This window comes from Pseudomonas sp. KBN10P06128 (genome assembly GCF_037574945.1).
In the GTDB taxonomy this organism is placed as follows: Bacteria; Pseudomonadota; Gammaproteobacteria; order Pseudomonadales; family Pseudomonadaceae; genus Pseudomonas; species Pseudomonas aeruginosa.
The window spans coordinates 6,004,879-6,025,422 of sequence record NZ_JBBELR010000001.1; the positions used below are offsets into that span (position 1 = coordinate 6,004,879).

Consider the following 20,544-nt stretch of genomic DNA (forward strand, 5'->3'; position numbering starts at 1 on the left):
AAGGCGCGAGAAAAGCCCGGCTCGATGCCGGGCTTTCCTATTTTCCCATCCCTGTCGCGCTGGGCGCATGGCCCGAGGCAAGCCGCACTCTCCCGCCTCAGACTCCGCTGAACCAGTTGTAGCCCTGGTCCTCCCAGTAACCTCCGGGATTGCTGTTGCTGACGAAGATCTCCACCACGTGCTTGGCGTTCTTGAAGCCGAGCTTGGTGGGAATCCGCAGGCGCAGCGGATAGCCGTTCTCCTCCGGCAGCGCCTGCCCGGACATCTCCAGCGCCAGCAGGGTCTGCGGATGCAGCGCGCTGGGCATGTCGAGGCTGGAGTAGTAGCGGTCGGCGCACTTGAAGCCAACGTACTTCGCCGAGGTGTCGGCGCCGACCAGCTCCAGGAAGGTGCGCAGCGGCACTCCGCTCCACTGGCCGATCGCGCTCCAGCCCTCGATGCAGATCAGTTGCGTGACCTGGCTGGCCTGCGGCAGCCGGCGCAGTTGCTCCAGGCTCCAGGGGCGCTTGTCGCGGACCCGCCCGGAAACCTGCAGGCGGTATTCCGGCAGGTCGATCTCCGGCACGTTGTAGGACGGGTAGAACGCGTTGAAGGGGAACGGCGAGGCCACCTGCGACGGATCGAAGGTCGGCGCCAGCCGCGTACGGCTGAACAGCCAGGCCTGGACCCGGTCGTTCCAGCGCGACATGGCCCAGAGTACCTTGTCGACCGAATCGCCATCCTGTAGCCGGCACCCCGAGAGCATCGCCAGGGCGCCCAGGGACAGGCCGCCGCGCAACAGCAGGCGGCGTTGCAAATCGACCATCTGCCGCTCGCTGGACGGGTCGACCGCGATCTTCGCGCGCTTCTTCTCCGGCCCCTTCATCCTTCGCTCCTCCGTCCGCGCCGCCACTCGCGTCCGATGATCATCGGCAGCAGGGTGCGCGGCACCAACAGCACCAGCAGCAGGTGCACGACGACGAACCCGACGACCCCGGCCATGGCCAGGAAATGCACCCAGCGCGCACCCTGGAAGCCACCGAACAGCGCGGTCAGCCCGTGCAGTTGCACCGGTTTCCAGATCGCCAGCCCGGACAGCACCAGCAGCGCACCGAGCGCCAGGACCAGCCAGTACAGCAGGCGCTGCACCGCGTTGTAGCGGCCCGGCTCATGGACCAGGCGCAGGCCGAGGGCGAGGCGCAGGTCGCGCCAGACGCCGGCCGCGCTCAAAGGCAGGAAGTCGCGACGAAAATGCCCGCTGGACAGTCCGTAGGCGAGGTAGCACAGGCCGTTGCCGAGCAGCAGCCACATGGCGGCGAGATGCCAGGCGATGGAACCGCCGAGCCAGCCGCCGAGGGTCGCCCAGGCGGGAAAACGGAAATCCAGCAGCGGCGAAGCGTTGTAGATGCCCCAGCCGCTGCCGATCAGGCAGGCCATGGCATAGGCATTGAGCCAGTGGCAGAGTCTCACCGGCCAGGCGTGCAACGCACGGTTCATGGCTTTTCTCCCAGGAAACCCGGCCGGGACGGACGCGCCGTCCCGGCGAAACCTCACATCGGCGGGGTCACGCCGTCCTTGCCGACCGAGATGGCCAGGGCGGTGAGGCTGCCGTCGGCGCCCTTCTGCGGGAACAGCACGACCTTGGCGCCAGGCTTGAGCAGGCTTCGCTCGCCCGGCTCCAGGCTGACGATGGGCACGTCGTCCGGCACCACCACGGTCTTCTCGCCATCGCCGTATTTCACGGTCATGCGCCGGCCCTGGCTGACCACCAGGTTGCCGACCGTACCGTTGGTCATGGTCGAGGCGCTGCCATCGGCGTTCTCCCAGGGCCGGTGGCCTTCGCCGCTGCCGCGCAGGCTGGGGGCGAAGACATGCACCTCGAGGGCCTTCAGGGTGCCGTCGGGCTGCGGCACGGCGGCAGTGCCGATGAAGCTGTCGGGCTGGATGTCCTCCGGCTTCGCCAGCGACACGGCGCGGATCGCGGTCTTGTCGGTGAGCCTGACCGTCAGTTGCTGGCCGTTGCGGGCCTTCAGTTGCAGGTGGTCGTCGGCGGCCTGCTGGATGGTGCCGCGCAGCGGCTGCAGCATGCCCGCAGGCGGTTGCGCGGCGAAGCTGGCGGCACTGGCCAGGAGCAGGCCGAAGAGCAGCGCGGGGGAAGCCTTGAGTCGAAGCATCGGTCGATCCTCGGTGGGGTTGAGCCTCGATGGTCGCCCCGCCGGCGGTACCCGGAGATGACTTTCGCATGACAAAAATGTCACCGAGTCCGCGCCGCGCGCTGGCTAGAATGGCGGCGAACGAGGGGGAACGAGACATGCGCATCCTGGTGATCGAAGACGATACGAAGACCGGCGAGTACCTGAAGAAGGGCCTCGGCGAGTCGGGCTATGCGGTCGACTGGTCGCAGCACGGCGCCGACGGTCTCTACCTGGCGCTGGAGAACCGCTACGACCTGGTGGTCCTCGACGTGATGCTGCCCGGCCTGGACGGTTGGCAGATCATGGAAGTGCTGCGCAAGAAGCACGATGTGCCGGTGCTCTTCCTCACCGCCCGCGACCAGCTGCAAGACCGTATCCGCGGCCTCGAACTGGGTGCCGACGACTACCTGGTGAAACCCTTCTCCTTCACCGAGTTGCTGCTGCGTATCCGTACCCTGCTGCGCCGCGGCGTGGTCCGCGAGGCAGAGCAGGTGCAACTGGCCGATCTGCAGCTGGACGTGCTGCGGCGCAAGGTCAGCCGCCAGGGGCAGGTGATCGCCCTGACCAACAAGGAGTTCGCCCTCCTGCACCTGCTGATGCGCCGCGAGGGCGAGGTGCTGTCGCGCACCCTGATCGCCTCGGAGGTCTGGGACATGAACTTCGACAGCGACACCAACGTCGTCGACGTGGCGATCAAGCGCCTGCGCGCCAAGGTCGACAATCCCTTCCCGAACAAGCTGATCCATACCGTGCGCGGCATCGGTTACGTCTGCGAGGAGCGCCCGTGCCCGCCCGCCGCTCCCTGACCCTCTACGCGGCGCTGCTGTTCGCCGCGGTGGCGGCGCTGGTGGTCAGCGCGGTCGGCTTCTACCTGTACCGCTCGGTGGAAGAGGCGATGCTGCGGCGCAGCGACGTGATGGTCGCCGGCCGGGTCGAGCACTTCCGCAACCTGCTGCGCGACAACCTCACCCTGGCCGAGCTGAAGGCGCGCCCGCGTCTGTTCGAGAACATGCTCGGCAACGAGCAGGACATCCTGCTCCTCGGTCAGCCCGGCGAGGCGCCGATCGTCGCGGTCAACCCGCGCCACGAACGCCTGCCGTCGCTACGGGTGGTCGCCGCCGGCCAGGCGTTGAATCCGTCCGTCGTGCACGCCGCGCTGACCCACGACGGCATCCCGATGCGCGTGCTCGCCGCCGAGGTCCTGGTCGGCGGCCGCGAGCCGTTGCAGATCACCGCCGCGCACCTGCTGCTGGGCGAGACGCGGATGCTCGCCCAGTACCGCGACCGGGTCATCGCCGCCGTGCTGCTGGCGTTCCTCGGCACCGCCCTGCTCGGCTGGCTGGTCCTGCGCCACGGCCTGCGCCCGCTGCGCACGCTGGCGGCGAAGGCGGCGGAGATCCATCCGACCAGCCTGGATACCCGCCTCGACGTCGCCGCCGCGCCTGCCGAGTTGCAGCAGGTGGCACAGTCGTTCAACGCCATGCTCGAACGCCTCGACGACGGCTACCAGCGCCTGCAGCAGTTCTCCGCCGACCTCGCCCATGAGATCCGCACGCCCATCGGTTCGCTGATGGGCCACGGCCAGGTGGCCCTGCGCCAGCCGCGCAGCAACGAGGAGTACCAGGCGCTGATCGCCTCCAACCAGGAAGAGCTGGAGCGCATCGCGCGGATGGTCGAGAGCATCCTGTTCCTCGCTCGCGCCGACGACGTGCGGGCAGCGGTGGAGCGCAGCCGCCTGGACCTGGGCGAAGAACTGCGGCGCCAGGCGGAGTATTTCGAAGGGCTGGCCGAGGAACGTGGGCTGAGCCTCGACATCCAGGTCAGCGGCCAGCTACGCGCCGATCCGCAACTGTTCCGCCGGGCGCTGAGCAACCTGCTGGCCAACGCCATCCGCTACGCCAGCGCCGACAGCCTGATCGAAGTGCGCGGCCTGCGCCGCTCGGGGGAATTCCTGCTGAGCGTGGAGAACGCCTGCGACAGGCTGCCGGCCGAGCCGCTGTCGCGCCTGTTCGACCGCTTCTACCGTGGCGACGCCGCGCGCAGCGACGCCCAGTCCAGCGGTCTCGGCCTGGCCATCGTCCAGGCGATCATGCGCCTGCACGGCGGCCGCGCCGAAGCGAGTGCACCGGCTCCGGGACGCATCCGCTTCGACCTGGCGTTCCCGGCTCAGGACTGAGCGGGTTTCTCGCCGGCGTCCGGCTCGCCGTCGGAGCGGCCGATATTCGCCGGCGCCTCCACCACCAGCTCCTCCGGCACTTCCTCGACGCGCGGGTCGAGGGTGGCGGCCATCGGGCTGACCGTGTCCGGCATCGCCACGTGTTGCAGCGGCGCCTCGTCGACCCGGTGTTCGCCGGTGACGCGCTTGGGCTGCACCCAGAACACCAGCAGCACCGCGTAGCCGGACACCAGCATGTAGAACAGTCCCGGACCGAAGTGGCGCATCAGCGCGCCGGCCACCAGCGGACCGATACAGGCGCCGACCCCGTAGGTGGTCAGGAGCATCGCCGACAACGCGACCCGGCGCGGCTGCTCGACGTGGTCGTTGGCCAGCGCCACCGCCAGCGGATAAAGGGTGAACAGCAGCATGCCGGTAACGAACCCGTTGGCCAGCAGCAACCAGTACGGCAGCGTCACCAGCCCCCACATCGGGATCGAGGCCAGGCACAGCAGCACCGCATTGCCGCGGATCAGCCAACTGCGGTCGAGGCGGTCGGACAGCCAGCCCAGCGGCCACTGCGCACAGAAGCCGGCGACGATGCACATGCCGACGAAGAAACTCGATTGCGAGGCATCCAGGCCGTTGCGGTTGGCGTAGACCGGCGCCAGGCCGTAGAAGGCGCCGACCATCAGGCCGGCGATGAAGATGGTGCCCAGCGCCTGCGGCACGCGCTGCCAGAAGAAACGCACTTCCAGCGGCGCGGCGACCAGCTTGGCCGGGTGCACGCGCCGGGTCATGGCCAGCGGGATCAGGCACGAGGCGAAGCAGATGGCGACCAGCAGCAGCGGCTTGTAGTCGAGGGTCGGGCTCAGCGCCAGCAGGCCCTGGCCGAGCACCAGGCCAAGGTCGACGGCGACCATGTAGCCGGCGAACACCTTGCCGCGCTGGTGGCTCTCGGCCTGCTCGTTGAGCCAGCTCTCGATCACCATGTACTGGTTCATCATCACCGCACCGGTGATGAAGCGCAGCAGCAGCCAGACTTCCAGCTGATCGACCAGGGCATGCAGCAGCACGGTCACGGTGGCAATCCCGGCGCAAGCCACGTAGGAGCGGATATGGCCGAAGCTGGCGATCAGCTTGTGTCCGAATTTTCCACCGCAGACCAGGCCGAAATAGTAGGACGCCATCAGCCCGCCGACCCACAGGTCGCCTGCGCCTTCCTGGGTCAGGCGCAGGCCGATGTAGGTGGTGAACAGGCCGGAGCCGGCCAGCATGAGCAGGGTGGCGGTGTAGAGCGCGGGAAAGGTGACGAGCGGGCTGAACATGACGGTTCCTGGACGGACGGGCCCCACGGCCGGCATCCGCCGAGCATTGATAGGTTCGGGAAGGATCGACGCTGCTGGCCGATCGCGGGCGCAGGCCGTCCTGCGTTCGGCGAGACTCCGACGCCGCGCGGCGGCCGGAAGCCACGTCGCGGTGCACAGGGCGGCATTATCCCCGCTCCGGAGCGGCCCCGCCACGGGCGCCGCGAGCGTTCCGTCGGCTCAGCCGCGCCGCGCCGGGAGCGGCTCGCGCGGCGGCAGCCGATATACCCAGATGCGCCGCAAGACAGTGAGGAATTGCCGTCCCAGGCGTCCGCTGTTGTAGGTCTGCCCGTAGCGCCGGGCGATTTCGCGGACCTCGCGGGACAGCGCGGCGTAGCGACGCGCCGGCAGGTCCGGGTAGAGATGATGCTCGATCTGGTGGCTGAGGTTGCCGGTCAGGATGTGGAACAGCGGCCCGCCCTCCAGGTTGCTGGAGCCGCGCAACTGGCGCAGGTACCAGTGGCCACGGGTCTCCCCCTCCAGCACCGAGGGCGGGAAGACCACCGCCTTCTCGGTGAAGTGGCCGCAGAAGATCACCGTGAAGGTCCACAGGTTGCGCAGCACGTTGGCCAGCAGGTTGCCGACGAACACCGCGCCGAAGCCGCCGGCGAACAGGCCGAGAAGCGGGAACAGCAGGTAGTCCTTGGTCCACTGGCGACCCAGCTTGGCACGCAGGCGGCGTAGCAGCGGCATGAGTTCGGCCTTGTCCAGGAGCCCCTTGGCGTACTTGTCCAGGCGCAGATGCTGGATCGCCACCGCGTACTGGAACAGCAGCGCCTGCAGCGTCACCCACAGCGGTTGCCAGCGGTAGAACGGCTTCCAGCGCTGCTCCGGGAACAGACGCACGACCCCGTAGCCGACGTCGTCGTCCTTGCCCAGCACGTTGGTGTAGGTGTGGTGGATATGGTTGTGGGTGTGCCGCCAGAAGTCGGACGGCCCGGCGATGTCCCACTCGTAGGCGCGGCCGGCGAATTCCGGATCGTTCATCCAGTCGTACTGGCCGTGCATGACGTTGTGGCCCAGTTCCATGTTCTCGAGGATCTTGCCCAGGCCGAGAAGCAGGCTGCCGAGCAGCCAGGTCGGCGGCAGCCAGCCGAACATCAGCAGCGCCCTGCCGCTCCAGCAGCAGACGCGCACCGCCGCGCGGACCCGGCGGATGTAGCGCGCGTCGTCCGCGCCGAGATCGGCCAGGGTACGCTGGCGCAGGGCGTCGAGTTCGGCGCCGAAGGCCGCCAGTTGTTCCGGGGTCAGTTCGCGGTCGTCGCGCATCGCAGGGCTCGCAGGTCGGTTCACAGGTCCAGCGCCAGGTCGCCGTGGGCGGCGCTGACGCAGAGGCGGATAGACTGGCCGGGCTCGCTGCACAGCGCGCCGCTGCGCAGGTCGCGCACGCAGCCGCTGAGCAGGACGCAGGTGCAACTGGCACAGATGCCCTGGCGGCAACCGTGGGCCGGGCGCAGGCCGTGGGCCTCGGCCTGTTCCAGCAGGCTGGCGGCGCTGTCGCCGGAGACTTCCCGCTGCGACCGGGCGAAGCGCAGGCGCACTTCGCGCGGCGCCTCCCCGCTGCGCCAGCGCGGGACGCTGAAGGATTCCGTCTGCAAGCCGGCGAAGCGTGCCCCCAGTTGCTCGCCCACCGCCTCGACGAAAGCCGCCGGCCCGCAGGCCAGGGCTTGGCTGCGCGCCAGGTCGGCTGCCCAGCCGTCCAGGTGGCGCGGCTGGAAATGCCCCTCCAGGCAGCCATCGGCCCGCGCCCCGCGGGTCAGGCTCCAGCGCAACTCCAGGTTCGGGTGGCGCGCCGCCAGCGCCTCCAACTCGCCGAGCCAGGCGCGCTGGCCGGGATGACGGACGTAGTGCAGCCACAGCACGGGACCGCGATAGCCGTTCTCCAGCGCCTCGCGGAGCAGGCCGAGCAAGGGCGTCAGGCCGCTGCCGGCGGCCAGCAGGCAGACCGCCTCGGCCTGCATCGGCCAGCGCAGATCGCCTTGCGCGGGCTGCAACTCGACACGCTGGCCGACCGCCAGGTGTTCGCACAACCAGGGCGAGAGCAGCCCGTCCGGGTGACGCTTGACGGCGATTTCCAGGCGCTCGCCGACCACCCGGGTCAGGCTGTAGCTGCGCCCGACCCGCACCCCGTCGCGCTCCGCCAGCAGCTGGATGTGCTGGCCCGGCCGCGCCGGCGGCCAGCCGGGGGCGGTACGCAGGGCCAGGGCGAGCATATCGTCGGCCACCCAGTAGCGTGCCTCGACCCGCGCATAGTGGCGGTTCAGCGACGCCAGCGGATGGGCGTGGCGCAGCAGGCCGTCGACATCGGCCTCGCGCAGCCAGCCACGGGCGGCGAGACGGCGCAGGGGTGCGAGCAAGGGGGTCAGGAGAGCGAGGGGAAGCAAGGCCATCGAGAATATTTCAGTGAACGATCGTTCACAAAACTTTGCCCGTTCCGCGCAATCGAGTCAACAAGCGTTCACTGATGTATCCTTCGACCGCTGCCGTCCCCGGTTCGACCGGGTCGCGGGGCTTTTGCTACAGTCGCCGGTCCGCCAAAGGAAGCCGTATGTCCTCACCCCGCGCCGAACAGAAACAGCAGACCCGCCACGCGCTGATGAGCGCCGCGCGCCACCTGATGGAAAGCGGGCGCGGCTTCGGCAGCCTCAGCCTGCGCGAAGTGACGCGCGCCGCCGGCATCGTCCCGGCCGGCTTCTATCGGCACTTCAGCGACATGGACCAGCTCGGCCTGGCGCTGGTCGCCGAGGTCGACGAGACCTTCCGCGCCACCCTGCGCGCGGTGCGCCGCAACGAGTTCGAACTGGGCGGGCTGATCGACGCCTCGGTGCGCATCTTCCTCGACGCGGTCGGCGCCAACCGCTCGCAGTTCCTCTTCCTCGCCCGCGAGCAATACGGCGGCTCGTTGCCGATCCGCCAGGCCATCGCCAGCCTGCGCCAGCGCATCACCGACGACCTGGCCGCCGACCTGGCGCTGCTGAACAAGATGCCGCATCTCGACGGCGCGGCCCTCGACGTGTTCGCCGACCTGGTGGTGAAGACCGTCTTCGCCACCCTTCCGGAGCTGATCGACCCACCCGCCGCCGACCTGCCGCCGCACCTGATGCCGGCCGCGAAGATCACCCACCAGCTGCGTTTCATCATGATCGGCGGCAAGCACTGGCACGGCCTGCCCGACTGACCCCACACCTCCCCAGCGGACCTCCGGCTCGGCGTTCGCCCGCGGACTAGACGCGCGCGCACCTTTCCGGTGCGGCAAAAAAGTCGTTGCGCACCAACCTGGCGCGTTGCAATATTTTGTTACATCCCTATGGCCCCGTTTTCCCGGTACAGGCGTCCCGCATCGACCTGGCAAGGCCCTTGCTGGTGCTTGTTGTGATTCCTTTCCTGTCGCATTGCGGAAACTGCCCATGCTGGTCATTCACCAACGCCTGCCCGCCCGCTCGCCCCGCTGGGACGAAGAACTCCACCTGACCTACGAGGCGCGCAGCAAGAGCCGCCTGCGCTGCTTCGCGGCGAGCGGCGAGGAGGTCGGCCTGTTCCTCGAGCGCGGCCAGCCGCCGCTGGCCGACGGCGACTGCCTGGAGGCCCGCGACGGTCGCCTGGTGCGGGTCGTCGCCCGCTCCGAACGTCTGCTCCACGTCACCTGCGCCAGCCCGCTGGAACTGACCCGAGCCGCCTACCACCTGGGCAACCGTCACGTCGCCCTGCAGGTCGGCGACGGCTGGCTGCGCCTGCTCGACGACTACGTGCTGAAAGCCATGCTCGAACAGCTCGGCGCCACGGTGGAGGCCATCGAGGCGCCGTTCCAGCCGGAGCACGGTGCCTACGGCGGAGGCCACCACCACTCGCACCATGGCGAGGCGGAGTTCAACTACGCGCCGCGCCTGCACCAGTTCGGCGTGCGCCGGTGAACAGCATCTGGGCGCGCCTGCGCCTGGCCAGCTCGCAGTTGCCGATCGGCGGATACAGCTACTCCCAGGGACTGGAGGCGGCCCTCGACAATGGCTGGGTGCGCGACGCCGAGAGCGCGCGGACCTGGCTGGTCGACCAGTTGCAACTGAACCTGGCGCGCTTCGAGGCGCCGCTGCTGGCCGGCCTGCTGCGCGCCGCGCTGATCGGCGACTGGGCCGCCTGCGATGCGGCCAGCGAACGCCATAGGGCCAGCCGCGAGACCCGCGAGCTGGCCCAGGAGAGCCGACAGATGGGCTTTTCCCTGCACCAATTGCTGGAAGCCCTGCCCGAGCTCGACGCTCCCGGCCGCGCCTGGCTGGCTCGCCAGGACCCGCCCAATCTCGCCGCCGCCTGGGCGATGGCCGCGCGCGCCTGGCGCCTGGACGCCGAGGAGGCGCTCAGTGCCTGGTTCTGGAGCTGGCTGGAAAACCAGTTGGCGGTGCTGATGAAAACCCTGCCGCTCGGCCAACTGGCCGCGCAGAAACTTGCTTCCAGCCTGCTGCCGGAACTCGACCGCGCCTGCGCCGAGGCGCTGCGGCGGCCCGCCGTCGAGGGCAGCGCCGCGTTCGGTCTGGCGCTGGCCAGCATGACCCACGAAACCCAGTACAGCCGTCTGTTCCGTTCCTAGGAGAAACCCCATGACATCCCAACCCCTGCGTGTCGGCATCGGCGGTCCGGTGGGCTCCGGCAAGACCGCCCTGACCCTGGCCCTGTGTCGCGAACTGCGCGAGCGCTACAACCTCGCGGTGGTCACCAACGACATCTATACCCAGGAAGACGCGGAATTCCTGGTGCGCAACGAGGCCCTCGCCCCCGAGCGGATCATCGGCGTGGAAACCGGCGGCTGCCCGCACACGGCGATCCGCGAGGACGCCTCGATCAACCTGGAGGCGGTGGACCAGCTCAACCGGCGCTTCCCCGGCCTCGAACTGATCCTGGTGGAATCCGGCGGCGACAACCTGTCGGCCACCTTCAGCCCCGAGCTGTCCGACCTGACCCTCTACGTGATCGACGTTTCCGCCGGCGACAAGATCCCGCGCAAGGGCGGCCCCGGCATCTGCAAGTCGGACCTGCTGGTGATCAACAAGATCGACCTGGCGCCGCTAGTCGGCGCCTCCCTCGACGTGATGGACCGGGACGCCCGGCGCATGCGCGGCGACAAGCCGTTCGTGTTCAGCAACCAGAAGACCGGCCAGGGGCTGGACGAAATCATCGCCTTCATCGAGCGCCAGGGCCTGCTGACCGCCGCCTGACGCCACTTCGCAACGACAAGGAACCGCCAATGAAACTGCCCAAGCTGCTCGCCGCCCTCGCCCTGCTCGCCGCGCCGGCGCTGGCCTTCGCCCACCCCGGCCACGGCGAACACGGCCTGGTCGCCGGCCTCGCCCATCCGCTCACCGGCCTCGACCACCTGCTGGCGATGTTCGCCGTCGGCCTCTGGGCCGCCCAGCAACAGGGAGCCGCGCGCCTCGCCCTGCCCTGCACCTTCGTCGGCACCATGCTGGTCGGCGGGCTGCTCGGCTTCGAGGGCCTGCAACTGCCGTTCATGGAGACCGGCATCGCCGCCTCGGTGCTCGCCCTCGGCCTCTGCGTGGCCCTCGCCGTGCGCCCGCCGCTGGCGCTGGCGATGGCCGCCACCGCGCTGTTCGCCCTGGCCCACGGGGTCGCCCACGGCCTGGAGCTGCCGGACCTCTCCAGCCCCTGGCTGTACGCGCTCGGTTTCGTCGCCGCCACCGCCGCGCTGCACGCCGCCGGCTACGCGCTGGTGCGCTTCCTGCCGCAGGCGGCCGCGCCCCTGGTACGTCTCGCCGGGCTGGCCTCGGCGGGCGCCGGGGTCTGGTTGCTGGCCGGCTGAGCCGCCGCGCCTCCCTCAGCGCCTGATCAGCACCCGCCGACCTTGGTGCACGAGGCGCAGGCCATGGGTCTGCGCCAGCATCGCCAGGGCCAGCGGCAGGTCGTCGATGGGAAAGGTGCCGGAGACCCGAAGCGGGTCCAGCGACGGCTCGCACTCGATGCTCTCGCCGCCGTAGCGCATCAGTTCTCCCGCCCACTGCCGCAGCGGCATGTCGTCGGCCACCAGCAGGCCCTGGCGCCAGGCCAGCGCGGCCTCGCTGGCGGACTCGACGGGGCCGATCCGCTGGCGATCGAAGCGCACCCGCTGGCCAGCCTCGATCACCCGGCCATCCGCCGCGCTCGCGGCGCCCTCCGGACGCACCTGTACCGCGCCTTCGTACACCGCCAGCACTGTCTCTGCGCCCTCGCGTCGGACGCTGAAGGCGGTACCCAGCGCGCGCATCAGGCCCTGTTCGGTGCGCACCAGGAACGGCCGCGACGGCTCGCGCCGATCCGCCGCGGTGCGGAGGTAGATCTCTCCGCGATACAGGCGCAGCAGGCGCTGGCCGGCGTCGTAGCGCACGTCCAGCGCGCTGTCGGTGTTCATCTCGAGCTGGCTGCCGTCCCCCAGCACCAGATCGCGCCGCTCGCCGACGGCAGTGAGGTAGTCGGCGCCGAAGCCGTCGCGCCAGACCTGGGCGCGCCATCCCCACCAGACCAGCGGTGCGCCGCCGAGCAGCAGGGCCAGGCCGCGCAGGACCGCGCGCCGGCCGCTGCCGGACGGACGCTCGAGCGCACGCCGGGCCAGCGCCGGCGGCAGCGAACCGATATTCGCCAGCAGACGCTCGGCGCGCCGCCAGGCGCGCTGGTGCTCGGGGCTGCGCGAGCGCCAGGACTCCAGCTCGGCCTGCTGCGCCGGAGCCAGCGGCCCCTCCTGCATCAGCAGCAGCCAGGAGGCGGTCTCCCTGAGCACCTGCGGGGCGATCGCCTCGGCGGCCGGCGGCCCGGAAAGCTCCGTATCGCCCGCCTGCGGCGCCCGGCTGGAAGCGCGGTCATTCATCGGGCATCAGGCTCAGGCAGGTCACGTAGGCCTGGTGGATGAACTTCTTCACCGTCGGCAGCGCGACGCCCAGTGCCTGGGCGATGTCCTTCTGCTTCATGCCGTCCAGCGTCGCCATCAGGAATGCCTGTTTCACCCGCGGTCGCAGGGTGTCGAGCAGCGCGTCGATCTCGTGCAGGGTCTCGACGATCACACTCTGTTGTTCCGGCGACGGCTGCAACGGCTCGGGCAACGTGGCCAGGGCCTCCAGCCAGGCGAGTTCCAGCGATTGGCGACGGCGCCAGCTGACCAGCACGCAGTTGGCGATGCGGGTGAGGTAGGCGCGCGGCTGACGGATCGCGTCACGCTGGCCGCCATCGCGGCTGGCGAGGATGCGCAGGAAAGTGTCGTGGGCCAGGTCGTCGGCCACGCCACGTCCCCAGGAGCGAAGGCGGTAGGCCAGCCAGTTGCGCAACCAGGCATGGTTTTCACGGTAGAGCGTGGCGACGCAGTCGCGGTCCGCTTGCAGGCAGGGGCTTGGCGCATTCATCGGAGGCGCATTCATCGGAATAGTCAGCTGGTTTCAATCGCAAATGAAAACTATTATCACTAATTTTCCGCTGACCACAATGCCGACGCCCTTCCTCGACCGGCCCCGCCGAACCCGAAATATCCCTTTTCCGATCTCGTGCGACAGAGGGAATGAGAGCCCGCAATGACGGGCGCCAACCCTGCGAGCGAAGAAGTCATGTCCCTACAACGCCCTATCCCCAGCCTGGCGCGTCCCTTGTCGCGCCTCTCCCCGCTCACCCTTGCCCTGCGCTGCGCCCTGCTCGGCCTGTCGGCGGTCGGCGCCGGCCTGCTCGGCGGCGGCCTGGCCCACGCGCAGAGCGTCGGCCAGCACAGCGCGGCTACCCGCCTGGACGACGCCACGCCGCGCAGCTACGACATCCCGGCGGGTTCGCTGGGCGCCTCCCTGGGCGCCTTCGCCAGCCAGTCGGGCCTGCTGCTGTCCTTCGACCCCGCGCTGACCCGCGGCCGCACCGCGCCGGCGCTCAAGGGCCGCTACAGCGTACTGGAAGGCTTGCAGCGAGTGCTGTCGAACACCGGCCTGCAGGTCGCGGCGGGAACCTCCGGCGCCTACCTGCTGGTCGAGCCGCGCATGTCCGGAGAAGCCCCGGCCGACCTGTCGCCGGTGGTGGTCTCGGCCGCCGAGCTGGCCGATCCGCAGAAGGAAACCTATACCGCGCCGCGCTCGTCGGTGTACCTCTCCAGCGAAGACATCGACCGCTTCGGCCGGGTTTCCGTGGGTGACCTGCTCCAGGGCATCCCGGGCGTACAGGTCGGCGACAGCCGCAACGGTGGCGCGCTGGACGTCAACATCCGCGGCATCCAGGGGCAGAGCCGGGTGGCGGTGCGGGTCGACGGCGCGGAGCAGGCGCTGGACGTCTACCGCGGCTACGCCGGCACCCAGCAGCGCAGCTACATCGATCCCGACCTGGTCAGCAGCGTGACCGTCGACAAGGGTCCCTCGACCCGCTCGGGCGCGATCGGCGGCAGCGTGGAAATGCGCACCATCGGCGTCAAGGACATCCTGGTGGACGGCAAGGACCTCGGCGTGCGCTTCACCGGCAACGTCTGGAACAACGGCGTCGCCCCGCAGCACCGCAGCGCCAGTTCGAAGACCGAGAATCTCAGCAGCGTGCCGCACGATGACCGCGGCAGCCTGTTCGGCTCCCAGGCCAAGTCCGGCAGCGCCGCCTTCGCCTACCGCAACGAGCATCTGGACCTGGTCGCCGCCTATGCGCAGCGCAATCAGGGCAACTACTTTTCCGGCAAGAAAGGCCAGGACCGCTATCGCGTCTACAACCGCTACGGTCGCGAGGAAAGCAGCGTAGCCAAGGTCTACAACGCAGGAGAGGAAGTGCTCAACTCGTCGTCGGAGACCGAGTCCTACCTGCTCAAGGCGACCTGGCGCATCGCCGACGAGCACACCCTGGACCTCGGCTATCGTCGCTACGACGGGCGCACCGGGGAGATCATGCCGTCGGACATCTTCCGTTTCGGCACCGCCGGCATCTACCAGTACCCATTGAGCGAAGTGAAGATCGACACCTACACCGCACGCTACCGTTACCTGCCCGAGAACAATCCGCTGGTGGACCTCAGTACCGGCCTGTGGATGACCGAGGCGAAGAGCGACATGCTGACCTCGGTGCTGGCACCGCGCTCCCAGGCCTATCGCTCCGACCGCAACTGGACGCGCCAGGACAACCGGCGCATCGGCGGCGACCTGAACAACGTGGCGCGCTTCGAAACCGACTTCGGCGATTTCAAGCTCGACCTCGGCGGCTCGTTCCAGGTCGAAGACATCCAGCCGCAGAAAAGCGTGGTCACCACCCTCCACGACATCAACGCCAACCGCACCCTGAGGGACGCCACCCGCCAGGAATACGGCCTCAACGGCAAGCTCGAGTTCAAGCCGGTCGAGCGCCTGACGCTATGGGGCGGCGGCCGCTACAGCCACTTCAACAGCAAGGACAACGGCATCTCCGCCTCGCCGCGGCGCGAGGATCGCGACATGCGCTTCATCACGGTGAGCAGGCCCGGCTACTACGGCTCGATGATGTGGTTCCCCGACCAGAACGGCCAGTACACCGACGCCACCGATCCGCGCCTCAACAACGGCATCGTCACCAACAACACCAATAATCCGTTCGAAGGCATTCCCTTCGACGAGTTCGGCCCGGCCAACGTGACGGTCCATCCCTCGCGGGTCACCAACGTGGTCACCGGCTACAACTACAGCAAGAAGGGCAGCAGCCGCGGCGGCGGTTTCTCGCCGGCATTCGGGATCAATTTCGAGCTGGCCCCGGATACCTTCGTCTACGCCTCCTACACCGAAGGCCTGCGCCTGCCGTCGCTGTTCGAGACCAGCCAGGGCACTCTCCAGGTCGAGCCGGGCAAGGACCTCAAGCCCGAGCGTTCGCGCAGCTGGGAGATCGGTGCCAGCGCGCTGCGCGACAGCCTGTTGGCCGACGGCGACTCGGCGGCGATCAAGCTGGCCTACTTCAACAACACCATCAAGAACTACATCACCCGCTATTACGATCCGGGCCAGATGGGCCTGATGACCTTCAGCAACACCGACAGCTACCGCACCAGCGGTCTCGAACTGCAATCGCACTACGACGCAGGGCGGGTGTTCGCCGACCTGTCGGCGACCTACTACCTGAAGACCGAGACCTGCGACGCCGCCTTCGCCGCCAGGCTGCGCGCCGGCGCCAACCGCTACCAGCGCACCGAGAACACGCCGAACTGCACACCGGGCAGCTTCATGGGCTCCTATACCAACACGCAGAACCCGCCGCGGCTGGCGACCAACCTGACCGCCGGCCTGCGCTTCTTCGACCAGGCCCTGACCCTGGGCGGGCGCATGACCTATACCTCCGGCCCCACCGCCACGGCGGACAAGCCCTGGCAGGTCGGCGCCACCACACCGCAGATCGAGTACCGCTCGGTGCAGCTGTTCGACCTGTTCCTCAAGTACAAGCTGTTCGAGCACACCGAACTGAATGCCTCGCTGCAGAACCTCACCGACCGCTATTACCTCGACCCGCTGGCACAGAGTTTCATGCCCGCGCCCGGGCGTACCCTGCGGGTGGGGATGCAGGCGAAGTTCTGAGCCGCCCTCTCCCCCTCCAGGCGTTGTCGGCGGAGCGCCGCTCCGGTAGGGCGGATAACCGCCCAGCGGCTATCCGCCGAAGCACCGGGCCTCCCGCTCCCCGTCCCTCCGGAGCTGTCCGGAGGAGCGGCGAGACAGCGTCCGTCACCACGACAACGGATAACTCACCACCAGCCGCGTCTGGTCGAAGTCGCTGTTGAAGCTGCGTCGGTTGCTGGCGTGGTTGAGGCGCACGTTGAGCCGCGCCAGCGGACCGCTCTGCACGGTGTAGCCGAGTTCGACATCGCGCTCCCATTCCTTGCCACCGCTACCGGCCTTGGTGGTGGCGTTCGAGCCATGGCCGTAGCGGACCATGCCGATCAGGCCGGGCCAGCCGAGGCCGACGAAATCGTAGTCGTAGCGAACCTGCCAGGAGCGTTCGTCGGCGTTGGTGAAGTTGCCGTTGAACATGTCGTTGCCCATGCTCCGCCCACTGCTGCCGTAGACCGACTGCCAGCCGCTGTCACCGCCGACCTTCTGCAGGCCAAGGTAGAAGGTATGCAGGCCGATGCCGGCGGAAAACAGGCCGTAGACGGTATGGCTGTCGATCTCGCCGGCGCGCGCGGCGCCGTCGTCGCGATCGACGAACAGGCCGAGGTTGGCGCCCAGGGTCCAGTCGCCGACACGCTGCTTGTGCAGCAGGTTGGCGTAGCTCTGCCGGTAGACGTCCTCCAGTTGCCCGTGCCACAGGCCCAGTTGGGTGCGCTCGCGGTTGAAGCGGTATTCGGCGCCGGCGTAGTTGAAACCGTCCGACTCCTGCGTCGGCGCGCTCCAGGCCGACAGGTCCTGCATGTCCGCCGAATTGCGCAGGCTCACCGCGTCGAAGCGTCCGGCCTGCAGGGCCAGGCCCGGCAGCTCGCGGGAAACCACGGCGAAGCCGCGGAACGTCTGCGGCAGCAGGCGTCCGTCGTCGTAGCGCAACAGCGGAATGTCCGGGAGCATCTCGCCGATCTTCAATTCGCTGGCCGAAACGCGCAGCTTGGCGGCCACGCCGACACGCCCATAGTCGTCCGCCGCGCGACCGTCGTCGTGCAACGGAAGAAGCTCGGAATTGCTGGTGCCACGTCCGCTGTTCAGCTTCACGCCGAACAGGCCGATGGCGTCGAGGCCGACGCCGACCGTGCCCGGGGTATAGCCGGAACTGAACTTGAGGATGAAGCCCTGCGCCCACTCGTCCACCAGGCTCTTGCCGGCATCGTGGTCGCGGAAATCGCGGTTGAAGTAATAGTTGCGCAGGACCAGGTCAGTCTTCGCATCCTCCAGGAAGCCGCCCTCGGCAGCTTGCGCGGCAAGACAGGCGAGCATCGGCAGGACCGCCCCTGCGTTGCGCGGGATTGCGGTTTTACGACGGATTTTCATTGTTATTGTGCTCCGTTTTTCAGGGACGACCGGGCCCCGGCAGCCTCTGCGGGCCACCTGGCGACGACGGTCGGGTCAGCGGCGGGGCGCGGGCCCCGCCGCCAGGGTCAGAACGGGTACTGGCGCGGCGCGTGCTGCACGCTGATCCAGTGGTCGGTGGTGAATTCCTCGATGGCCCAGTCGCCGTTGAAGCGGCCAAGTCCGGAGTTCTTCTCGCCGCCGAACGGCGCGTTGGCCTCGTCGTTCACCGGAATGTCGTTGACGTGGGTCATCCCCGCGCGAAGCTGGCGGGCAAAGCGCACCGCGCGTTCCAGGTCGCGGCTGAACACCGCGCTGGACAGCCCGTATTCGCTGGCGTTGGCCAACTCCAGCGCATGCGCCTCGTCGCGCGCGCGGAGCAGGCCGACCAGCGGGCCGAAGATTTCATCGCGGGCGATCTCCATCGTCGCGCGGACCTCGCCGAATACGTGCGGAGCCAGCAACTGCCCATCGACGCCGCCCTCGTACAGCGGCTTGGCGCCTTCCTGGCGGGCCAGGCGGATCTTTTCCAGCAGGCCTTCGAGCTGGCGCGCGTTGACGATCGGCCCGACCGCGGTATCGGCGCGCTGCGGATCGCCGACGCGGAGACCCTTGACCCGCTCGACGAAGCGCGCGGCGAAGGCGTCGTAGAGGCTGTCCTCGACGATGATGCGGTTGATCGCCATGCAGATCTGCCCCTGGTGGAGGAACTTGCCGAACACCGCGGCATTCACCGCCTGCTCCAGGTCGGCGTCGCCGAGCACCACGAACGGACTGTTGCCGCCCAGCTCCAGCGCCACGTGCTTGAGGTGCGCGCCGCCGCTGGCGATGCGGCCGATGTTGCGGCCCACCGGGGTCGATCCGGTGAAGGTCACCAGGCCCGGCACCGGGTGCTCGACGAAGGCGTCGCCGATCTCGCTGCCGGGGCCGACCACCACGCTGAACAGCCCGGCCGGCAGCCCGGCCTCTTCGAAGATCCGCGCCAGCAGCAGTCCGCCGCAGACCGGCGTGTCGCTGGCCGGCTTGACCACCACCGCGTTGCCCAGCGCCAGGGCCGGGGCGATGGAACGCTGGGTCAGGTGCAGCGGGAAGTTCCACGGGCTGATCACCCCGACCACGCCGATGGCGCTGCGGTAGACCCGGCTTTCCTTGCCCGGCACGTCGGACTCGACGATGCGCCCGTGCACCCGTGCCGGGAACGACGCCGACTCCAGGGTGATCGCGCGCGCCGCGCCCCATTCGATCTCGGCCTTCAGGCGGGTGCTGCCGGACTCGCGGATGAGCCAGTCGACGATCTCCTCGTGGCGGCGGTCGAACACCTCCACCGCCTTGTACAGCACCGCCGCGCGTGCCGAGGGGCCAAGCGCGGCCCATGCCGGCTGGACCTCGGCGGCCTTGGCGTAGGCGGCATCGAGGTCGTCGCGGTCGGCCTGCTCGATCTCCAGCAGCAGGCTGCCGTCGAACGGATTGCTCACCTTCAGCCGGCGGCCGGCCCGGCCGTGGCGCCACTCGCCGGCCAGTGGCTGGAGACCGAGGTCGGTATAACGGGAATCGCTCATCGCTCTTCTCCTCTTTCGAAAATCACAGGGGTTTCTTCGCCGTCGCGTCGACGGACACTTCCGCCGGCACGCGCGGCCGCAGGTGGATGCAGGCGATCGCCAGCGCGCCGATCACGCCAGGCGCGGCGAAGGCCAGGAAGTTCTGCTGGAACGGCAGCTCCAGGGCCAGCAGGCTGCCGCCGAGCATCGGCCCGGCGATGGCGCCGAGGCGGCCGACACCGGCGGCCCAGCCGACCCCGGTGGAGCGCACCCAGGCCGGGTAGAACTGCGCGGCGTAGGCATGGATCACCGCCAGGGTGCCGATGGTGGTGGCGCCGGCCACCACCAGCAGGCCGTTGAGCAGCCAGGGGCCTGGCCCCAGGCCGAGGGCCGCCAGGGAGGCCGCGGCCAGGGCGAAGAACAGCACCAGGGTGCGGCCGGCGCCGAGGCGGTCGGCCAGCCAGCCGCCGAACAACGCACCGAGGGTCGCCCCGACATTCAGGGTGACGAGGAACGCCAGGCTCGAACCGAGGGCGTAGCCGCCGCCGGCCATCAGCTTCGGCAACCAGGTGTTGAGCCCGTAGCTCATCAGCATGCACATGGCGAAGGCCACCCACAGCAGCAGGGTGCCCAGTGCCTGGCGCCCCTCGAACAACTGGGCGACCCGTCCGCTCGGCGCTTCGGCCGCGACAGCGTTCGCCCGCTCGGCGCCGGGCCGGTAGTCGGGATCGACCTTGCGCAGCAGCGCGTCCAGTTCGGCGCGGCGGCCCTTGAGTTCGAGGAACGCCGCCGACTCCGGCAACCAGCGCAACATCAGCGGCACCGCCAGTACCGGCAGCACCGCCACGTAGAACACCGATTGCCAGCCCCAGGCGGGGATCATGGCGATCGCCAGTAGCGCCGAGAGCACCGCGCCCACCGAGTAGAAGGCCGACATCACCGTGACCAGGGTGCTGCGCCGCCCGGCCGGGGCGAATTCGCTGATCAGGTTGATCGCGCTGGGCACCAGCGCGCCCAGTGCCAGGCCGGTGAAGAAGCGTCCGGCGCCCAGTTCCAGCGGGTCGCGGGCGTGCCCGGTGAGGAAGGCGGCGAGGCTCGCCAGCAGGGTGGTGGCGATCACCAGGCGGCGCCGGCCGAAACGGTCCGCCAGCGGCGCCAGCAGGGTGCCGCCGAAGAGCATGCCGAACAGCGCGCAACTGCCGAGGGTGCCGGCCTGCACCGGGCTCAGCTGCCACTCCTGCATCAGGCGTGGCACCACCGAGCCGTAGATGACCATGTCGTAGCCGTCGAACAGCATGATGAAACACCCCCAGCCGAGGATCAGCCAGTGAGTACGGTTAAAGCGGGCAGCGTCGATCACCGCCGCAGCGGATTGCCTGTTCATAC

General features: G+C 69.1%; 19 protein-coding genes. 8 read left to right on the plus strand and 11 right to left on the minus strand.

Features of this window, described 5'->3' with window-relative positions:
• Positions 1 to 97: 97 nt before the first annotated feature.
• Genes VQ065_RS28105 through VQ065_RS28115 form a run of 3 tightly spaced genes read right to left on the minus strand, consistent with a single transcriptional unit; the run spans position 98 to position 2,153 of the window.
• Entirely contained in the window at positions 98 to 865 is a 768-nt protein-coding gene (locus VQ065_RS28105; RefSeq protein ID WP_003095510.1) for a molybdopterin-binding protein, read from the minus strand.
• On the minus strand, positions 862 to 1,476 hold the full coding sequence (locus VQ065_RS28110) for a cytochrome b/b6 domain-containing protein (RefSeq protein ID WP_003095511.1): 615 nt from the start codon (positions 1,474 to 1,476) through the stop codon (positions 862 to 864). Before VQ065_RS28110 ends, VQ065_RS28105 begins: the two co-directional genes overlap by 4 nt.
• A 53-nt stretch (positions 1,477 to 1,529) precedes the next feature.
• A complete protein-coding gene (locus VQ065_RS28115) occupies positions 1,530 to 2,153 on the minus strand; it encodes a hypothetical protein (RefSeq protein ID WP_003095513.1) in 624 nt (207 codons plus the stop codon).
• A gap of 137 nt (positions 2,154 to 2,290) precedes the next feature.
• On the opposite strand from VQ065_RS28115, the gene VQ065_RS28120 reads away from it, so the two are divergent.
• Together VQ065_RS28120 and VQ065_RS28125 are read left to right on the plus strand one after the other, a co-directional pair.
• Positions 2,291 to 2,980, plus strand: coding sequence for a heavy metal response regulator transcription factor (locus VQ065_RS28120; RefSeq protein ID WP_003095515.1), 690 nt, complete (start codon positions 2,291 to 2,293; stop codon positions 2,978 to 2,980).
• Entirely contained in the window at positions 2,959 to 4,350 is a 1,392-nt protein-coding gene (locus tag VQ065_RS28125) for a heavy metal sensor histidine kinase (RefSeq protein ID WP_003095517.1), read from the plus strand. Before VQ065_RS28120 ends, VQ065_RS28125 begins: the two co-directional genes overlap by 22 nt.
• Here the strand turns inward: VQ065_RS28125 and VQ065_RS28130 are convergent.
• The 3 genes from VQ065_RS28130 to VQ065_RS28140 form a co-directional block, all read right to left on the minus strand.
• A complete protein-coding gene (locus VQ065_RS28130; RefSeq protein WP_003095519.1) occupies positions 4,341 to 5,657 on the minus strand; it encodes an MFS transporter in 1,317 nt (438 codons plus the stop codon). The two genes, VQ065_RS28125 and VQ065_RS28130, sit on opposite strands and share 10 nt — an antisense overlap.
• Positions 5,658 to 5,876: 219 nt before the next feature.
• A complete protein-coding gene (gene desB / locus VQ065_RS28135) occupies positions 5,877 to 6,989 on the minus strand; it encodes a fatty acid desaturase DesB (RefSeq protein ID WP_073667549.1) in 1,113 nt (370 codons plus the stop codon).
• Entirely contained in the window at positions 6,986 to 8,086 is a 1,101-nt protein-coding gene (locus VQ065_RS28140) for a ferredoxin reductase (protein ID WP_003095521.1), read from the minus strand. The genes desB and VQ065_RS28140 overlap by 4 nt, the downstream gene beginning before the upstream one ends.
• A gap of 158 nt (positions 8,087 to 8,244) precedes the next feature.
• On the opposite strand from VQ065_RS28140, the gene desT reads away from it, so the two are divergent.
• From desT to VQ065_RS28165, 5 genes are all read left to right on the plus strand, one after another.
• Entirely contained in the window at positions 8,245 to 8,874 is a 630-nt protein-coding gene (gene desT, locus VQ065_RS28145) for a TetR family transcriptional regulator DesT (protein WP_003095524.1), read from the plus strand.
• 229 nt (positions 8,875 to 9,103) lie between these two features.
• A complete protein-coding gene (gene ureE, locus VQ065_RS28150) occupies positions 9,104 to 9,607 on the plus strand; it encodes an urease accessory protein UreE (RefSeq protein ID WP_003095526.1) in 504 nt (167 codons plus the stop codon).
• The gene (locus VQ065_RS28155) at positions 9,604 to 10,275 is read left to right on the plus strand and encodes an urease accessory protein UreF (RefSeq protein WP_003095528.1); all 672 of its coding nucleotides are present in this window, start codon (positions 9,604 to 9,606) and stop codon (positions 10,273 to 10,275) included. The genes ureE and VQ065_RS28155 overlap by 4 nt, the downstream gene beginning before the upstream one ends.
• A gap of 10 nt (positions 10,276 to 10,285) precedes the next feature.
• Positions 10,286 to 10,900: an urease accessory protein UreG gene (ureG, locus tag VQ065_RS28160; protein WP_003095530.1), complete on the plus strand. Its 615-nt coding sequence runs from the start codon at positions 10,286 to 10,288 to the stop codon at positions 10,898 to 10,900.
• Positions 10,901 to 10,929: 29 nt separating this feature from the next.
• Complete coding sequence (locus tag VQ065_RS28165) at positions 10,930 to 11,502, plus strand: HupE/UreJ family protein (protein ID WP_003135459.1); 573 nt, start codon at positions 10,930 to 10,932, stop codon at positions 11,500 to 11,502.
• A 15-nt stretch (positions 11,503 to 11,517) separates the two neighbouring features.
• Here the strand turns inward: VQ065_RS28165 and VQ065_RS28170 are convergent, their stop codons facing one another.
• Complete coding sequence (locus VQ065_RS28170) at positions 11,518 to 12,540, minus strand: FecR domain-containing protein (protein ID WP_014603522.1); 1,023 nt, start codon at positions 12,538 to 12,540, stop codon at positions 11,518 to 11,520.
• Positions 12,533 to 13,069, minus strand: a complete 537-nt coding sequence (locus VQ065_RS28175) for a sigma-70 family RNA polymerase sigma factor (RefSeq protein WP_003095533.1) — start codon at positions 13,067 to 13,069, stop codon at positions 12,533 to 12,535. The genes VQ065_RS28170 and VQ065_RS28175 overlap by 8 nt, the downstream gene beginning before the upstream one ends.
• Positions 13,070 to 13,267: 198 nt before the next feature.
• Here VQ065_RS28175 and VQ065_RS28180 point away from each other — a divergent pair, with 198 nt between their 5' ends.
• Positions 13,268 to 16,204, plus strand: coding sequence for a TonB-dependent receptor (locus VQ065_RS28180; RefSeq protein ID WP_277600516.1), 2,937 nt, complete (start codon positions 13,268 to 13,270; stop codon positions 16,202 to 16,204).
• Between the two features lie 144 nt (positions 16,205 to 16,348).
• Here VQ065_RS28180 and VQ065_RS28185 read toward each other — a convergent pair whose 3' ends face one another.
• The 3 genes from VQ065_RS28185 to VQ065_RS28195 form a co-directional block, all read right to left on the minus strand.
• The gene (locus VQ065_RS28185) at positions 16,349 to 17,602 is read right to left on the minus strand and encodes an OprD family porin (RefSeq protein WP_003095537.1); all 1,254 of its coding nucleotides are present in this window, start codon (positions 17,600 to 17,602) and stop codon (positions 16,349 to 16,351) included.
• A gap of 107 nt (positions 17,603 to 17,709) precedes the next feature.
• Positions 17,710 to 19,179 carry an aldehyde dehydrogenase family protein gene (locus VQ065_RS28190; RefSeq protein ID WP_003095539.1) on the minus strand — a complete coding sequence of 490 codons (1,470 nt, stop codon included), beginning with the start codon at positions 19,177 to 19,179 and terminating at the stop codon, positions 17,710 to 17,712.
• A gap of 22 nt (positions 19,180 to 19,201) precedes the next feature.
• Entirely contained in the window at positions 19,202 to 20,542 is a 1,341-nt protein-coding gene (locus VQ065_RS28195) for an MFS transporter (RefSeq protein ID WP_003135480.1), read from the minus strand.
• Positions 20,543 to 20,544 lie beyond the last annotated feature (2 nt).

Bases quoted from the DNA above. Each gene is read 5' to 3' on its own strand.
- ureE (WP_003095526.1), top strand. From the start codon at position 9,104: ATGCTGGTCATTCACCAACGCCTGCCCGCCCGCTCGCCCCGCTGGGAC.
- VQ065_RS28140 (WP_003095521.1), bottom strand. From the start codon at position 8,086: ATGGCCTTGCTTCCCCTCGCTCTCCTGACCCCCTTGCTCGCACCCCTG.
- VQ065_RS28195 (WP_003135480.1), bottom strand. From the start codon at position 20,542: ATGAACAGGCAATCCGCTGCGGCGGTGATCGACGCTGCCCGCTTTAAC.
- VQ065_RS28185 (WP_003095537.1), bottom strand. From the start codon at position 17,602: ATGAAAATCCGTCGTAAAACCGCAATCCCGCGCAACGCAGGGGCGGTC.
- VQ065_RS28165 (WP_003135459.1), top strand. From the start codon at position 10,930: ATGAAACTGCCCAAGCTGCTCGCCGCCCTCGCCCTGCTCGCCGCGCCG.
- VQ065_RS28130 (WP_003095519.1), bottom strand. From the start codon at position 5,657: ATGTTCAGCCCGCTCGTCACCTTTCCCGCGCTCTACACCGCCACCCTG.
- VQ065_RS28170 (WP_014603522.1), bottom strand. From the start codon at position 12,540: ATGAATGACCGCGCTTCCAGCCGGGCGCCGCAGGCGGGCGATACGGAG.
- VQ065_RS28110 (WP_003095511.1), bottom strand. From the start codon at position 1,476: ATGAACCGTGCGTTGCACGCCTGGCCGGTGAGACTCTGCCACTGGCTC.
- VQ065_RS28120 (WP_003095515.1), top strand. From the start codon at position 2,291: ATGCGCATCCTGGTGATCGAAGACGATACGAAGACCGGCGAGTACCTG.
- desT (WP_003095524.1), top strand. From the start codon at position 8,245: ATGTCCTCACCCCGCGCCGAACAGAAACAGCAGACCCGCCACGCGCTG.
- VQ065_RS28190 (WP_003095539.1), bottom strand. From the start codon at position 19,179: ATGAGCGATTCCCGTTATACCGACCTCGGTCTCCAGCCACTGGCCGGC.
- VQ065_RS28180 (WP_277600516.1), top strand. From the start codon at position 13,268: ATGTCCCTACAACGCCCTATCCCCAGCCTGGCGCGTCCCTTGTCGCGC.
- VQ065_RS28175 (WP_003095533.1), bottom strand. From the start codon at position 13,069: ATGAATGCGCCAAGCCCCTGCCTGCAAGCGGACCGCGACTGCGTCGCC.
- ureG (WP_003095530.1), top strand. From the start codon at position 10,286: ATGACATCCCAACCCCTGCGTGTCGGCATCGGCGGTCCGGTGGGCTCC.
- VQ065_RS28115 (WP_003095513.1), bottom strand. From the start codon at position 2,153: ATGCTTCGACTCAAGGCTTCCCCCGCGCTGCTCTTCGGCCTGCTCCTG.
- VQ065_RS28105 (WP_003095510.1), bottom strand. From the start codon at position 865: ATGAAGGGGCCGGAGAAGAAGCGCGCGAAGATCGCGGTCGACCCGTCC.